Origin of the sequence: Sphingomonas turrisvirgatae, from assembly GCF_001721295.1 — a bacterium.
Classification (GTDB): Bacteria; Pseudomonadota; Alphaproteobacteria; order Sphingomonadales; family Sphingomonadaceae; genus Sphingomonas; species Sphingomonas turrisvirgatae.
In genome coordinates this window covers 176,030-191,008 of sequence record NZ_MDDS01000057.1, presented here as the reverse complement: position 1 = coordinate 191,008, position 14,979 = coordinate 176,030, and the positions used below count along the sequence as shown (strand labels likewise).

Sequence of the window (14,979 nt, the reverse complement as noted above, 5' to 3'; positions counted from 1 at the left end):
TCTCTGTGGGATTCATGTGAGAAGTAGTGGAAACCGACTTTGAATTCTTCTTCTTTAAAAGGGCACGCACGCAGACAAGTTCCTGCCCTTCCTTTTCGCCGGCAGTCTGAGAGTTGTAAAGAGGCGCGATCTCGACCAGCCGCTGGCAGCGTTCGACCCGGGCGCCGTACCCGACGTGCCGCTTGCCGCCCCGCGCCCCGTCGCGCCGCTGCAGCCCAAGCCGATCACGCCGTTGTACGAGGTGGGCGAGCGGTTCGAAACCTTTGCGCTTGCGCCCACGCCGGCCGCTGCGCCCCAGACCGCGCCGATCACCGCGCCGGAAACGGTGGCGACGGTCCATTCCCTGCTGGACCGACTGGAGCGGGGCATTGCCCGGCGCAGCCAGGCGGCGGCGCCCGAGGCGGCACCGCCGGCCGATGCGGCGCAGGGGCTTGGCAACACACTCGAAATGCTGCGCCGGATGGCGGTGCGCGCCTGAACCATCGGGTCAGCGCGACTCGACGGTCAACACCTCGATCGTCGCTGTCGTGCGATCGTCCGCGCGATGCGATCGCACGATGGCAAGTTCCGCGACGAGATGGCCGGGCAGGCGGAACTCATGCTCGCCGAGCCGATCCAGCCACGCCGACGTGGCAGCCGAGCTTGGCGCGCTGACCACCAGGTCATGCCGGGCGCCGGTGAAGGTCGCGCTGGCCCAGCGAGTCCAGTCCGTTGCCTCGACGGTCAGCGCCAAGTCGCTGCAGGCTGCAGCCCTGATCAGTGCACGTTCGAGCAGCGTTGCCGCATCGGGACCGCGGCTCATCGCTGGTGCGCACCTGCCATGAACGCCTCGACCCGCTCGCGAGTCGCAGGGCGTAGTTCGCGCCCGTTGCGCAAATCGCCGACCAGCCGCGGATCGCCCACTGCCATTCGACCGAACCTGGTTTGCGCGACCCCGTGCTCGCGCAGATACCGTTCAACCTTCCCGAGAATTGCCATTTCCGCCTCTTCACTTCACGGCGAGTCGCCGCGATGTTCATTGAATGTTCTCATTTCCAACTTGTCTAGGAAAAATCCTACGGCTATGGATAGGAGATGAATTCATCGGCTCAGCGACAGGTCCTGGCGAGGGCAGCGACGGCACGCGGCGAATCGCTGGCCGCGCTGTCACGACTGATCGGCCGGAACCCTGCCTATCTGCAGCAATTCGTCACGCGGGGGACGCCGCGCTGGCTGGCCGAGGCCGATCGGCGCAAGCTCGCGCGCTATCTTGGGATCGCCGACGCAGCATTGGGCGGGCCGGTGGCCGAAGGCATGGTGGCGGTGTTGCGGATAGATGCCGGCGCCTCGGCAGGGCCGGGCAGGGCAGTGGATGCGGAGCGACGCAGCGAGATGCTGCTGGACCCGGGCCTGTTGCGGCGGCTGGGCGTGCGGCCCGACACGGCCTCGACGCTGCGAGTCGAAGGCGCGTCGATGGAGCCGAACCTGTTCGACGGGGACGAGATCCTGGTCGACCGCGCGCGCCGCACGCTGGGCCCGCGCGCTGGCATCTTCGTCTTCCGTCGCGATGGGCTGCTCAGCGTCAAGCGGCTGCGCGCGATCGGTCAGGAGGTTGAGGTCGTCAGCGACAATCCGCGGTTCGAGACGCTGGTCGTGCCGGCCGGTGCGATCGACGTCATCGGCCGCGTGGTCTGGCTGCACCGCGCGCTGGTGTAAGGGCGATGGAGAACTTGCGAGCAAAAGAAAACCGCCGCTCCATCGCTGGAGCGGCGGTCGATCTGACGAGCGTGTCAGGTCAGAAGTTGTAGCTGACGCCGAACTTGAGGCGCCATACCGAGGACGACACGTTGATCTGGTTATCCTCGACAAACGTATTCCCGGTGAAGCCGGAGATGACGTAGCGGCCCTGCGGATCCACGGCGGAGGGCAGGCCGCCAACCGTCGCGGTGCTCAGCTGAGCGATGTCCTGGACGCCATAGAAGTTGCGACGACGCTGGACGTTCCACTTGTTGTCGAGGAAGTTCAGGAAGTTGTCGAACATCGCATAGACGCGGATGCGGTCGTTGCGGCCGAACAGGCGGCCCGGCCCCGGCAGTTCCTGCGAGAAGGTCAGGTCGAGGTCGAAATACCAGTCGTTGGTGCAGCTGTTACGCGTCACCGTACGGCCCGAGAACTTCTTCGCGCAGTCGAGGCCGTTGCTGAAGTCCACCAGCTGCTGGACCGCAGCTGCGTTCGACAGCGGCGAGATGTTCGGATCGTTCACGCCGGTCGGGATGTACACCAGCGCGTTGTCGTTGCCCGACTGCGGCGCGTTGAACTGACCGTTGCCGGCCCAAGTCAGGCTGTACGGACGACCCGAGCGCGCGACGAAGGTGAAGCCGATCGCCGTCGCCAAGTCGCTGACGAACTCGTTCTTGAAGTTCGTCGAGAAGCTGATGTTGTGCTTGCTCTGGTAGAAGCCCGGCGAGGAGTCGGGGTTCTGCCGGTCGAACGCGGCGGTCTGGTCATAGTTGGACCCGGCCGTCGAGTTGTACATGTTCCTGCGATCATGCGAGTTGGTGTACGCATAACCGAGCGAAACCCAGGTCGAACCGCCGCTGGTCACCAGTCCGCCTTCGAAATTCTTCGACAGCAGAACCGATGCGACGTGGCTGCGATAGCCTTCGTCCTGGTTCGTGAACATCAGTTCGTCCACCCGGTTGGACGAGGTGGTGAAGCATGCCGGCGTGACATTCGCGAACACCGGCGGTGCGCCGATGTTGGTCAGGCGTGCCGCGCAACTTGCCTGCAGCGGATCGATCGTCGAATAGATCGGACGGCCGTCGATCGTATAGCCGTTCAGGCCGCGACGAATGTCGATGGTCTGAGCCAGATCGACATAGGTGTAGGGGTTGCGGAACTCCGAATAGATATAGTCGAGGTTCGCCTGCCAGCCGCTGAAGAAGCCGCTGCTCGCGAAGTTCAGCTGCGTCTTGAAGCCGAGGTTCGCGCGAACGACGGTTGCGATCTTCAGGTCCGGATCGATCGACTGGGTCGCGCCTTCGCCGCGTGCCGCGGTCGCGATGGCATTGGTCGAAATGCAGCTCGGCACCCCGGTGAACCGACCACCGCTCAGGACGCTGATCTGGCCCGTGGGACAGCCGGCAGCCTGGGTGTTGCCGACCGAGAAGCCACGACCGTCGTTCTGGAAGGCGTTGCCGAACCACACGAGCGGATCGCCGCCCGAGAAGATGCCGACGCCGCCGACCAGCTGCGACCGGGTGAACAGCCCGTCATTGTCGAAGTCGTAGGTGAAGCCGACGCGCGGGAGGATGACCGGATCGAGCTTGCTGAACCCGTTGTTGTTGCCAAAGCCGTAGCGGCTGGCGAACACGGGGTTGTAGCGCGGCGCGCCGCCATCATACCAGTCGGCGCGCACGCCTGCCGTCACCTTCAGGCGATCGAGCGTCACTTCGTCCTGGGCATAGATCGAATAGATGCTGCGATCGAACTTGGCGGCCGCGTCAGTGATGTTGCCGGTCGACGAGAACGCACCGAACGCACCCTCGGTCGCGCCCGAGACGATGTTGTTCGGCAGCGTGCTCAGCTGGTTGTTGCCGGTGCCCGGCGACAGCAGCCCGGCGCGCAGGTCCGCGACGTTGCGGAAGATCAGCGTGCCGGTCGCGTTCTGGACGAACAGGTTGAACAGGTCCGCCGTATTCAGCTCCGCGCCCACCTTGATCCGATGGTTGCCGAGGCTGAGGTTACCGACCGCGCGATACTGCTGAACCTTCGTGCGCAGGTCGTTCGCTGTACGCGAGTTGCCCGGGCCAGCGGCGACCGTGCCGTTGACGACGCCGGTCCCGGTGTTGTCCACGCCGACGATGATGCGCGGGATCGGGTTGGCGCTCTGTGCCTCGCCGCCGCCGATCGGATCCTGAAGGTCCTGCACTTCCGAACGCGAATAGCGCAGTTCGGTCGAGAAGGCGTCGCTCCACTGCGAGAACAGGCGGCCCGAATAATAGTTCGAGACGGTGCCGCTGCGGTAGAAGGTGTTGCGGCCGACGATGCCCGGCGTGTTCTGGCTGGTGAACAGATCGTCCGCGCGGATCGTCGATTCCTCGAGGCGCTGATAGGTGCCTTCCAGGCGATGGCGATCGGTGATCTGAAGGTCGCCGCGGACGAAATAGCGATCGTTGCTATAGTCGCGGTTGTAGACGAGATCGCCGGTGTCGATGCCATAGGTCTGGTTCAGTACCTGACGGATCTCGTTGAACTGGGCGAGCGTCACGCCGCGCAGTTCGGTCGAGAAGCCGGCACCGGCGGGACCCTCGTCCTGCGACTGCCCGGCTTCCTGATGCTCGTAGCCGCCGAAGATGAACAGCCGATCCTTGATGATCGGGCCGCCCAGCGTCACGCCCCAGCGCTTTTCGGGACGGATCGCGGCGACCGGGCGGTTGCCGTCGATGCGGCTGCCGCGCAGGTCGCTGTTCGAATATTCGAAGAAGGCGCTGGCGGTATATTCGTTGGTGCCCGACTTGGTGATCACATTGATCGCGCAGCCGGTGAACTGGCCATAGTCGACGTCGAACGGCGCAAACTGGACCTGCGTCTCACGGATCGCATCGTACGGCAGCGGGGTCGAGCTGCGCGACGAGAAGCCGGTGTCGTTCAGGCCATAGATGTCGCTCTGCGGAATGCCGTCGACGGTGAAGGTGTTGCCGCGATCGTTGCCGCCCAGGCACGAGATGCGGTCCTGGCCGGAGCCGCCATCGTCACGGTCCAGGCTGACGCGCGGGTCGATGCGGATGATGTCGCGTACGTCGCGGTTGAAGCTCGGCGCTGCGGCCAGCACTTCGGCACCGAACGACGTGCCCGGTCCGACCGCCAGCGTCGTGGCGCGAACGCGGCTGCCGGTCACGACGATCTCGCCCGCGCCGCTCGACAGTGCGAAGGTCAGGCTGGTGTTGCCCTGCAGCGTGGTGTTGATGTTCTCGACCGTCTGCCCTTCGAAACCGGCCGAGGTGACCGCCACGGTGTAGGGGCCGCCGGTGACCAGGCCAGTAGCGCTGAAGCTGCCGGTAGCGGTGGTGGTCAGCGTGCGGGCGGCACCGGTGCGGGTGTCGGTGATGACGACTTCGGCGCCGGCCAGTGGCGAGCCCGCGTCATCGGTAACCGTGCCGACAATGCCCGAGGTGATCTGCTGGGCGCTTGCCGCGGCAGGAATGACCAGCGCGGCAACGGCCGCACCGAAAAGCAGATGGTTACGCATTTTGGTCCCCTTAGGATGGGCTGTCTGTAGCCTGCACAGCGGTGTCATCACCGTCTCGCGCTGCCCCATGGGGAGGTTCCTTTGCGGAATTGTTACAGTTGTTTCAAGTCCATTGTGCGTTGCAAAAACGCATCAGCCGGGAACTAAACGGCCGACTCAACGATTTCCGCCCATTCGGCCTCCGTCAAGACACGGATTCCGAGTGAAGCGGCTTTCGCGATTTTCGATCCGGCATCCGCACCGGCCACCAGAAAGTCGGTTTTTGCGGAGACCGATCCCGCGACTCGGGCCCCTAAGGATTCGGCCTGCGCCTTGGCCTCGTCGCGGCTCAGCGTGGCCAGTTTTCCGGTGAACACCACGGTCTTGCCGTTCACCTGTGACTCGCGCGTTTCCAGCACGAATGGCGGCGGGCTGACTTGGGTCAGCAAGTCGTCCCACAAATGGCGGTTGTGCGGTTCGTGAAAGAAGTCGGCCAGCGCATGGCCGACCGCCGCGCCGACATTCTCGACGCCGATCCGTTCGGCCAGCGCCTTGTCGACGCGTGCGGCATGCTTGGCCCCTGTCTCTCCGAGGGCGGCCGGCATCGCCTCGCGCAGCGCGATCAGCGCGTCGGCCAGGTCGCGGATCGCGGGCAGGGTGGTATAGCATTTCAGCAGGTCGCGAGCGGTGACGATGCCGACATAGCGGATGCCGAGGCCGAACAGCAGTCGCGCTGCGTCGGGCGAGCGCTTCGCTTCGATCGCGGCGAGCAGATTGTCGACCGACTTGTCCTTCCAGCCCTCGCGCCCGATCAGGTCGTCGCGATGCGCGGCCAGCCGGAAGATATCGGCCGGTTCGGCGATCCAGCCCAGGTCCAGAAATTCGACGATCGTCTTTTCGCCCAAGCCTTCGATGTCCAGCGCGCCACGGCTGACGAAATGGCGAAGCCGCTCCAGCCGCTGGGCCGGGCAGATGAGGCCACCGGTACAGCGGATATCGACCTCGCCTTCCTCGGCCACCGCCTCCGATCCGCATTGCGGGCAATGGTCGGGGAAGATCCAGCGTTCACGCACCTGGTCGCGCGTGAGGTTGTCGACGATCTGCGGGATGACGTCGCCCGCGCGCTGCACCACGACCCGGTCGCCGGGCCGCACGCCGAGCCGCGCGATCTCGTCGGCATTGTGCAGCGTTGCGTTGGTGACGGTGACGCCGCCCACCGTTACCGGTTCTAGCCGTGCCACCGGAGTCAGCTTGCCCGTTCGGCCGACCTGAATGTCGATATCGCGCAAGTCCGTCTCGGCGCGTTCGGCCGGAAACTTGTGCGCGATCGCCCAGCGCGGCGCGCGGCCGACAAAGCCGAGCCGCGTCTGCCAGTCGAGCCGATCGACCTTATAGACGACACCGTCAATATCGAATGGAAGATCAGCACGTTGCGCCTCGATCCTGCGATATTGTGCGAGCGCCGGTTCGACCTGGACGCAGTGGACGAACAGCGGATGGACCGGGAAGCCCCAGCGCGCGATCGCCTGCATGATGTCGAACTGGGTCTCGCCCGGCAGCGATTGCGCCTCGCCCCAGCCATGCGCCAGGAAGCGGAGCGGGCGCGACGCGGTGACGCCGGCATCCTTCTGACGAAGCGAACCGGCGGCGGCGTTGCGCGGATTGGCGAACTGCCGAGCTTCCTTGCCCGCCGCTTCCGCCTCGCTCGCAAGGCGGGCGTTGAGCGCGAGGAAGTCGGCCTTGGCCATATAGACCTCGCCGCGCACCTCGAACACGTCGGGCGCATCGTCGGGCAGGGTGGCGGGGACATCGGGGATCGTGCGCACATTGGCGGTGACATTCTCGCCCACCTGGCCGTCGCCGCGCGTCGCCGCCAGCACGAGGCGGCGGTTCTCGTAGCGCAGCGAGCAGGAGAGGCCGTCGATCTTCGGTTCGGCGGTCAGGGCGACCCGGTCGTCCTCGCCCAACGCCAGGAAGCGCCGCACGCGCAGCACGAAATCGATCACGTCGGCATCGCTGAACGCGTTGTCGAGGCTCAGCATCGGGCGAGCATGCGGCACCTTCGCCAGATGCTCGGCGGGGGCCGCGCCGACCGACTTGGACGGCGAATCCGCGCTCACCAGATCGGGGAACGCCGTCTCGATCGCGGCATTGCGGCGCATCAGCGCGTCGTAATCGGCGTCGCTGATCTCCGGCGCGTCCTCGCCATGATAGAGCCGATTGTGGCGGGCGATCTCTGCCGCCAGCTTCTCAAGTTCGGCGGCGGCCTGCGCGGGGCTTGCGGGGAGGTTGTCCATCGCGCTTCGCTACCGTCGCGCGCGGGGCGCATCAACCAGTCGTGCTACGCTGGGGGCGGCGATCATCCCTTGGCGTCGGCGTCCGCCTGCTTCTCTTCCTGCGCCGTGCAATCGCCGATCCGCTTGCCGCTCGACTTGGCCTTGATCTTGATCGCCGGGCCGTTGGGCGCGGCCGATTCCATGTCGTTGTCGATCATGAAGCTGGTTTCGTCGAACGTGCCGGCGACGCGCATCTTCATCGGACCACCCGCTCCTTGTGCCGGACAGACCAGCGTGCCGTCGATGCTGCCGCCGTCGATCTCGAACTTCTCGTACTTGCAGCGGCCCTGGCTGCGCGCGATGACTTCGGCGGGCGGGCTCTTGGCCTGTTCGCTGGTGATGCAGCTGGCGGTGGTCTGTGACTTCTTGAGCATCGTATCGCTCATCTGCTTCTTCGTCGCTGGATCGAGGCCGGGGATATCGACCGCCAGCGTCTGAACGGTGATCTCCCACTTGCCCGGCTTGAAGCGCAGCCCGCCTGCCGCATCGACTTTGCTCGCGACTTCCTGCGGCGAAGCGTTGGTCAGCGAGACGTCGTTGCCGCCACATGCCGCAAGGGCAATCAACGGGATCAGCACGGCATTGCGCATGGCAGGACTCCTTATCGGCTTTCATTGGAACTGTTTCGCCAGCGCAATGCAACCGTCGTTTCGTTCTTGGATTGTTCTGGTGACCATGCGATAGCGGACTGCGATTGCACGATCTGCGAAAGGCACCATATCGCCGCCATGGCCATTCAGATCCGCACCAATCTTGCCGAGCCCGAGACCGGCGAAAACTTCGTGCCGCACCGGCCCAACCGGCCCGAAAAGTCGGAAGGCGGCCGGCCGTTCAAGCTGGTCAGCGACTATACCCCCTCGGGCGATCAGCCGACCGCGATCGCCGAACTGGTCGAGGCGGCGAAGGCCGGCGAGCGCGATCAGGTGCTGCTGGGTGTCACCGGATCGGGCAAGACCTTTACGATGGCCAAGGTGATCGAGGCGATGCAGCGACCCGCGCTGATCCTCGCGCCCAACAAGATCCTCGCCGCGCAGCTTTATGGCGAGTTCAAGTCGTTCTTCCCGGAGAATGCGGTCGAGTATTTCGTCAGCTATTACGACTATTACCAGCCCGAGGCGTATGTGCCCCGGTCCGACACCTATATCGAAAAGGAAAGCTCGGTAAACGAGGCGATCGACCGGATGCGCCATTCGGCCACCCGATCGCTGCTGGAGCGCGACGACGTCATCATCGTCGCCTCGGTCAGCTGCCTTTACGGCATCGGCTCGGTCGAGACCTATTCGGCGATGATCTTCGACTTGAAGAAGGGCCAGGTCGCCGACCAGCGCGAGATCATCCGCAAGCTCGTCGCGTTGCAATACAAGCGCAACGACGCCGCGTTCGCGCGCGGCAATTTCCGGGTGCGCGGCGACAGCCTCGAAATTTTCCCCTCGCACTATGAGGATACCGCCTGGCGGATCAGCTTCTTCGGCGACGATATCGAGGAGATTACCGAGTTCGACCCGCTGACCGGGGCGAAGGTCGCCAACCTCGACTATGTGCGGGTCTATGCCAACTCGCACCATGTGACGCCCGGCCCGACGCTCAAACAGGCGATGGAAGCGATCAAGCATGAGCTGGCCGAGCGGCTGAAGGAATTGCATCTCGAGGGCAAGCTGCTGGAAGCACAGCGGCTGGAGCAGCGCACGAACTTCGACCTCGAGATGATCGCCGCAACGGGCAGCTGCGCGGGGATCGAGAATTACAGCCGCTTCCTGACGGGCCGCCTGCCGGGCGAGCCGCCGCCGACCCTGTTCGAATATCTGCCCGAAAACGCGCTGCTGTTCGTGGACGAAAGCCATCAGACCATTCCGCAGATCGGCGCGATGGCGCGCGGCGACCATCGGCGGAAGATCACGCTGGCCGAATATGGCTTCCGTCTGCCGAGTTGCATCGACAACCGTCCGCTGCGCTTCAACGAATGGGATGCGATGCGCCCGCAGACGGTCAGCGTGTCGGCGACGCCCGGCGGCTGGGAGATGGAGCAGACCGGCGGCGTGTTCAGCGAGCAGGTGATCCGCCCCACCGGCCTGATCGATCCGCCGGTCGAGATCAAGCCGGTCGAGGAACAGGTCCAGGACCTGATCGTCGAGTGCAAGAAGACCGCGCAGCTCGGCTACCGCACCCTCGTCACGACGCTGACCAAGCGCATGGCCGAGGACCTGACCGAATATATGCACGAGGCGGGGATCAAGGTCCGCTATATGCATTCGGACGTCGAGACGCTGGAGCGTATCGAGCTGATCCGCGACCTGCGCATGGGCGTCTATGACGTGCTGATCGGCATCAACCTGCTGCGCGAGGGACTCGATATCCCCGAATGCGGCCTGGTCGCGATTCTGGATGCCGACAAGGAAGGGTTCCTGCGCTCCGAAACCTCGCTGATTCAGACGATCGGCCGCGCCGCGCGCAACGTCGAGGGGCGAGTGATCCTCTATGCCGACCGCATTACCGGCAGCATGGAGCGTGCGCTCAACGAAACCAGCCGGCGGCGTGAGAAGCAGGAAGCGTACAACAAGCTGCACGGCATCACGCCGACCACGATCAAGCGCAACATCGGCGACATCATCGCGCATGTCGCGTCCAAGGATCAGGTCACGGTCGAGATCGAGGACGGCCCGACGCACATGGTCGGCCACAATCTGCGCGCGTATATCGAGGAACTGGAAAAGAAGATGCGCGATGCCGCCGCCAATCTGGAGTTCGAGGAGGCGGGACGCCTGCGCGACGAGATCCGCAGCCTGGAAGCCGAGGAGCTCGGCCTGCCCGCCGGCGAGCACAAGGCGCCGGTCATGGGGCGAAGCAACGAGGGCAAGCCCGGCACGCGCAAGACCCGGTTCGGCAAGACGCAGCGCAAATGGGGCGGGGGCAAGCGATAAGTCGCGCCAGGCGGTTGAGGCTCGGCATCCGCTCGCCCATAAGGGTCGGCATGCGCCATCTCCTCGCTCTCTCGTCGCTCGCCGTCCTTGCCGCCTGCGTCGCGCCGTCAGCGCCGCCGCCTGCGCCGGCACCCCGTCCCGCACCCCCACCAGCGCCTGTGCCGGCTCCAGCGCCGCCTGCGGCAAGCAGCGATTGGCGGGACTGGCCGCTGACGCCGGGCAACTGGTCCTATCGCCGCGAAGGGCAGGGGAGCGTCGCGGTCTATAGCGCGGCTGCGCCCGTCTTCACGATCCGGTGTGAAGCAGGGCGGCTGTCGTTGATCCGCAGTGGTTCGTCCGGCCCGCTCACGCTCCGCACTACGAGCAGCGAGCGTACGGTCACCGGGGCACTACCGGCAAGCGACCGGTTGATCGACGCCATGGGATTTAGTCGCGGGCGGTTCATCGTGGAGACGCCCGGCGCGCCGCCGCTGGTCGTACCAGCCCATGCCGAGGTGCTTCGCGTCGCTGAGGATTGCCGGCGCTAGGACGTGAGCGCCAGAACTTTGAAGTTCGTCGATCCGGCCGATTAAAACAAGACTTGTTCTGCCTTTCGCATTGATTCACACTCGCCTCGTTCCCAAGTCGGGGGCGCAGTGTTCAACAAGCGAAAGGAGGTGATCCGATGTCTCATGGTTCAGCAATGGGGTCGGTTCAGTTCGTTCGGGAGACGCGCCGCTAAGTTCACTTGCTCCCGGTGGAAGCCCTCCACCGGAATGATGCCGGGGGGTATTCTCCCCCAGTCAACGGCATCTGCAAGCGGACAAGCGGCCCGCATGGTCTCCCGGGCTGGAGCTTCCGGCCGCTGACCATGTCGGAGGTCACCGGGTGCCAGGGATGGCCCCGGTGGCCTCTTTCATTTTGGGCAGCAGATAGACCCCAGGTGACGCGCGATCAGCGCGGCCATGAACAGCTGACCGCGCAGGGCCACTCAGCAGCTCGACAATCGACAGGCCGAGCAGCAGCCCGAAAGGCGCGAAGAGGGACTGGAATCGCGACATGGTGTTGCCCGCGGTGCCGATCATGGAAGGCAGCCGGCCCGTGTCGTGAGGAGTATCGCCATGTCGCACCGTATCCTGGTTCTTTACGGCTCCTATCGCGAGGCGCGCATCGGCATCCGGCTCGCGCGCTGGATCGTGGCGCAACTGGCGACACAGGGGCACGACGTCGAACTGATCGACGCGCGCGATATCGGTCTGCCGATGCTCGACAAGCGGTACATGGATTATCCGCAAGGCGAGGCACCGGCAGCGATGGAGTCGCTGGCCAAGAAGCTGCGCGACGCCGACGGGTTCCTGTTTGTCGCCGGCGAATATAATTGGGGGATGCAGCCGGGCCTCAAGAATTTGACCGACCACTATCTTTCCGAATGGGCGCGGCGGCCGGCGGGGATCGTCAGCTATTCGGCCGGACGGCTGGGCGGTGCGCGCAGCAATTCGATATGGCATGCGACGCTCACTGAAATGGGAATGGCCGTGGTGCCCGCGACGGTCACCGTCGCGCAGATTGGCCAGGCGCTGGACGAACGCGATCAGCCCCAGGGCGATGGCGGCGCGGCGCTGGCGCGCGGATTTTCGCGCTTCACCGACGAGTTCATGTGGTGGGTCGACGCGGTCGGGGCGAAGCGGGCGTCAGAGCAGCAGTAGCAGGATCAGCGCGAGCAGCAGCAGCGGCGGGGCGGCGAACGCTGCCATCACCAGCCATGCGCGAGCGGTGCCATAGCCGTCGCGCACCGTCCTGAAAACGATGCTGATGATCCCGACCAGACCGCTCTCGCGCATCAGCTGTCCATCATGGTTTTCAGCCGGTAGAGCGTATCAAGCGCCTCGCGCGGGCTGAGCGCGTCGATGTCGATGCCGGCCAGTTCGGCGCGAAGCGCATCGACCGTCTCTGCCTCTTGCTCCGCCGCCGCAGCGAACAGCGGCAGGTCGTCCAAGCCCGCCGCGATCCCACCTGTCTTCTGCCGACCGGCTTCCAGCTTGGCCAGGACCGCCTTGGCGCGCGCGATGGTCACCGGCGGAAGGCCAGCCAGCCGCGCGACGGCCAGGCCGTAGCTGCGGTCCGCCGGCCCCTCCGCCACCTCGTGCAGCAGCACCAGATCGCCCTTCCACTCGCGCGCACGGACATGGTGGAGCGACAGCGCCTCGCACCGTTCGGCGAGCCGCGTCAGCTCGTGATAGTGAGTCGCGAACAGGCAGCGGCAGCGATTGTCCTCGTGGATCGCCTCGACCACCGCCCAGGCGATGGCAAGCCCGTCATAGGTGGAAGTGCCGCGGCCGACTTCATCCAGTATCACGAAGCTGCGCGGTGTCGCCTGCGCCAGGATCGCGGCGGTTTCGACCATCTCGACCATGAAGGTCGATCGCCCGCGCGCGAGATTGTCCGACGCGCCGACGCGGCTGAACAGGCGATCCACCAGCCCCAGCTTCGCGCGCGCTGCGGGCACATAGGCACCAACCTGCGCCAGCACGGCGATCAACGCATTCTGGCGCAGGAAGGTCGACTTGCCGCCCATGTTGGGACCCGTGACGAGCCACAGTCGGCTGCTTTCCGACAGCACACAGTCGTTGGCGACGAAGCGCTCGCCGCTTTTGGCCAGCGCGGTTTCGACCACCGGATGCCGACCACCCTCGACCTCGAAACATGCGTGATCTACCAGCACGGGCCGAGTCCAGCCGCCTTCCGCCGCGCGTTCCGCCAGCGCGCCAGCGACGTCCAGCCGGGCCAGTGCGTCGGCGGTCGCGGCGATCGCCTCACCCCGGTCGAGCGCGGCGGCGGTCAGCTCTTCCAGATGCGCGGCCTCAGCGGTCAGCGCGTGCGCGCCGGCCTGGGTCACCTTGAGCGCGATCTCGTGCAATTCGGGCGCATTGAAGCGAACCACGCCCGCCAGCGTCTGGCGATGGGTAAAGCCGCTGTCAGGGCGCATCAGCTCGTCGGCGTGTTTGGCCGCCACCTCGATATGATAGCCGAGCACGCCGTTATGCTTGATCTTGAGCGCCTGGATGCCGGTGCGCTGGCGATAGTCGGCCTCGAGCGCGGCGAGCGCGCGGCGACCGCCCGCACCGGCATCGCGCAGATCGTCGAGCGCCGCATCATAGCCTTCGGCGATGTAGCCGCCCTGGCCCGCATCGATCGGCGGGGCGGGCACGAGCGCGCGCTGGAGCAGGTCGATCAGCGCGCCATGCCCCCGCAGATCGGGAATGAGGGCGCCAAGCAATTCGGGCGGTTGCGGCAGCTTGCCGAGCTTCTCGCCCAGCCGCCAGGCCCCGTCCAGACCATCGCGCAACTGGCCGAGATCGCGGGGCGACCCGCGCCCGGCGGCCAGGCGGCCCAGCGCGCGGCCAATATCGGGCAGTGCGCGAAGCGACGCGCGCAGATCGTCGCGCAGATTCTGTTCGTCGTGAAAGCGCTGGACCAGATCGAGCCGCGCCTCGATCGCCGAGCGGTCCATCAGCGGCGCGGCGATGTCGGTGCAAAGCAGCCGCGCGCCGGCGCCGGTAACCGTGCGATCCACCGCATCGAGCAGGCTGCCCTTGCGCGCGCCCGATTGGCTTACCGTCAGTTCCAAGCTCTCGCGCGTCGCCGCGTCGATCGCCATGTGCGCGTCCGAGCGCGTGATGCGCGGCGGGCGCAGGAAGGGAAGCGCGCCCTTGGCGGTATGTTCGAGATACGCGGTCAGCCCGCCGGCAGCCGACAGTGCCGCGCGGCTGAACTGGCCGAAGCCGTCGAGCGTCGCAACGCCGAACAGTCGTTTCAGCCGCGCCTCGCCCGCGCCGCTGTCGAACTCCGCCTTGGGCCGGTAACCGGTGGCGAGGTGGAGATCCGTGGTGTCGGCGGCGATTACCTCGACCGCGTTCAGCCGCGCGAGCGCCGCGCCGACCGCCTCCGCGCTGCACTCTAGGATCTCGAACCGCCCCGTCGAGATATCGGCGGCGGCAATGGCGCATTCGCCGCTCGCTTCGCCAACCGCGGCGCACCAGTTAGCGGTCCGGCTGTCGAGCAGTGCTTCCTCGGTCAGCGTGCCGGCGGTCACCACACGGACGATGGCGCGCGCGACCAGCGCCTTCGAACCGCCGCGCTTCTTCGCTTCCTCTGGCGTTTCAACCTGATCGGCAATGGCGACGCGATGCCCCGCCTTGATCAGCCGCGCGAGATATCCTTCGGCCGAATGCGCCGGCACACCGCACATGGGGATGCGTTCACCGTCATGCTCGCCGCGAGCGGTCAGCGCGATGTCGAGCACCTGCGCCGCGATCTTCGCATCCTCGAAGAACAGCTCGAAAAAATCGCCCATGCGATAGAAGAGCAGGCAGTCGTCGGCCTCCGCCTTGAGCGCAAGATATTGCGCCATCATCGGAGTGGGGGCCGCGCTCATCGGCGATGCGGTTAGCCCAGCGATCTACAAGGGACAATGGCAGCTGGCGGAATCGTGTGGATGGCGGCGTTGCCATTCGGGTTGCCACGCTCCTAAAGGAGA

13 protein-coding genes are annotated in these 14,979 nt (G+C 65.8%); 5 read left to right on the top strand and 8 right to left on the bottom strand.

The genetic code is table 11. The features are described 5' to 3' along the window. Positions 1–175: 175 nt before the first annotated feature. Complete coding sequence (locus BFL28_RS16665) at positions 176–478, top strand: hypothetical protein (RefSeq protein WP_069321633.1); 303 nt, start codon at positions 176–178, stop codon at positions 476–478. 9 nt (positions 479–487) lie between these two features. Here BFL28_RS16665 and BFL28_RS16660 read toward each other — a convergent pair whose 3' ends face one another. Then, positions 488–802, bottom strand: coding sequence for a hypothetical protein (locus tag BFL28_RS16660; protein WP_069321632.1), 315 nt, complete (start codon positions 800–802; stop codon positions 488–490). Next, the gene (locus BFL28_RS16655) at positions 799–978 is read right to left on the bottom strand and encodes a hypothetical protein (protein ID WP_069321631.1); all 180 of its coding nucleotides are present in this window, start codon (positions 976–978) and stop codon (positions 799–801) included. The genes BFL28_RS16660 and BFL28_RS16655 overlap by 4 nt, the downstream gene beginning before the upstream one ends. Before the next feature lie 96 nt (positions 979–1,074). Here BFL28_RS16655 and BFL28_RS16650 point away from each other — a divergent pair, with 96 nt between their 5' ends. Further along, positions 1,075–1,695: a S24 family peptidase gene (locus tag BFL28_RS16650; protein ID WP_069321630.1), complete on the top strand. Its 621-nt coding sequence runs from the start codon at positions 1,075–1,077 to the stop codon at positions 1,693–1,695. A gap of 79 nt (positions 1,696–1,774) precedes the next feature. On the opposite strand, the gene BFL28_RS16645 is transcribed toward BFL28_RS16650, so the two are convergent. The 3 genes from BFL28_RS16645 to BFL28_RS16635 all read right to left on the bottom strand — a co-directional run bounded on the left by BFL28_RS16645 (position 1,775) and on the right by BFL28_RS16635 (position 8,135). Next, entirely contained in the window at positions 1,775–5,230 is a 3,456-nt protein-coding gene (locus tag BFL28_RS16645; protein WP_069321629.1) for a TonB-dependent receptor, read from the bottom strand. A 143-nt stretch (positions 5,231–5,373) separates the two neighbouring features. Continuing rightward, positions 5,374–7,506, bottom strand: a complete 2,133-nt coding sequence (ligA, locus tag BFL28_RS16640; RefSeq protein ID WP_069321628.1) for an NAD-dependent DNA ligase LigA — start codon at positions 7,504–7,506, stop codon at positions 5,374–5,376. 62 nt (positions 7,507–7,568) lie between these two features. Continuing rightward, on the bottom strand, positions 7,569–8,135 hold the full coding sequence (locus BFL28_RS16635; RefSeq protein ID WP_069321627.1) for a DUF3617 domain-containing protein: 567 nt from the start codon (positions 8,133–8,135) through the stop codon (positions 7,569–7,571). Positions 8,136–8,273: 138 nt separating this feature from the next. On the opposite strand from BFL28_RS16635, the gene uvrB reads away from it, so the two are divergent. Then, a complete protein-coding gene (gene uvrB / locus BFL28_RS16630) occupies positions 8,274–10,463 on the top strand; it encodes an excinuclease ABC subunit UvrB (RefSeq protein WP_069321626.1) in 2,190 nt (729 codons plus the stop codon). A gap of 50 nt (positions 10,464–10,513) precedes the next feature. Next, positions 10,514–10,990 (top strand): hypothetical protein, encoded by a 477-nt coding sequence (locus tag BFL28_RS16625; protein ID WP_069321625.1) that lies wholly within the window; start codon positions 10,514–10,516, stop codon positions 10,988–10,990. A 333-nt stretch (positions 10,991–11,323) separates the two neighbouring features. Here BFL28_RS16625 and BFL28_RS16620 read toward each other — a convergent pair whose 3' ends face one another. Beyond that, on the bottom strand, positions 11,324–11,527 hold the full coding sequence (locus BFL28_RS16620) for a hypothetical protein (RefSeq protein ID WP_069321624.1): 204 nt from the start codon (positions 11,525–11,527) through the stop codon (positions 11,324–11,326). 36 nt (positions 11,528–11,563) lie between these two features. Here BFL28_RS16620 and BFL28_RS16615 point away from each other — a divergent pair, with 36 nt between their 5' ends. Further along, complete coding sequence (locus BFL28_RS16615; protein ID WP_069321623.1) at positions 11,564–12,148, top strand: NADPH-dependent FMN reductase; 585 nt, start codon at positions 11,564–11,566, stop codon at positions 12,146–12,148. Here the strand turns inward: BFL28_RS16615 and BFL28_RS21010 are convergent. Both BFL28_RS21010 and mutS read right to left on the bottom strand, forming a co-directional pair. Then, positions 12,134–12,283, bottom strand: a complete 150-nt coding sequence (locus BFL28_RS21010; protein ID WP_158011672.1) for a hypothetical protein — start codon at positions 12,281–12,283, stop codon at positions 12,134–12,136. The two genes, BFL28_RS16615 and BFL28_RS21010, sit on opposite strands and share 15 nt — an antisense overlap. Further along, a complete protein-coding gene (gene mutS / locus BFL28_RS16610; RefSeq protein ID WP_069321622.1) occupies positions 12,283–14,856 on the bottom strand; it encodes a DNA mismatch repair protein MutS in 2,574 nt (857 codons plus the stop codon). The genes BFL28_RS21010 and mutS overlap by 1 nt, the downstream gene beginning before the upstream one ends. Between the last annotated feature and the right edge of the window lie 123 nt (positions 14,857–14,979).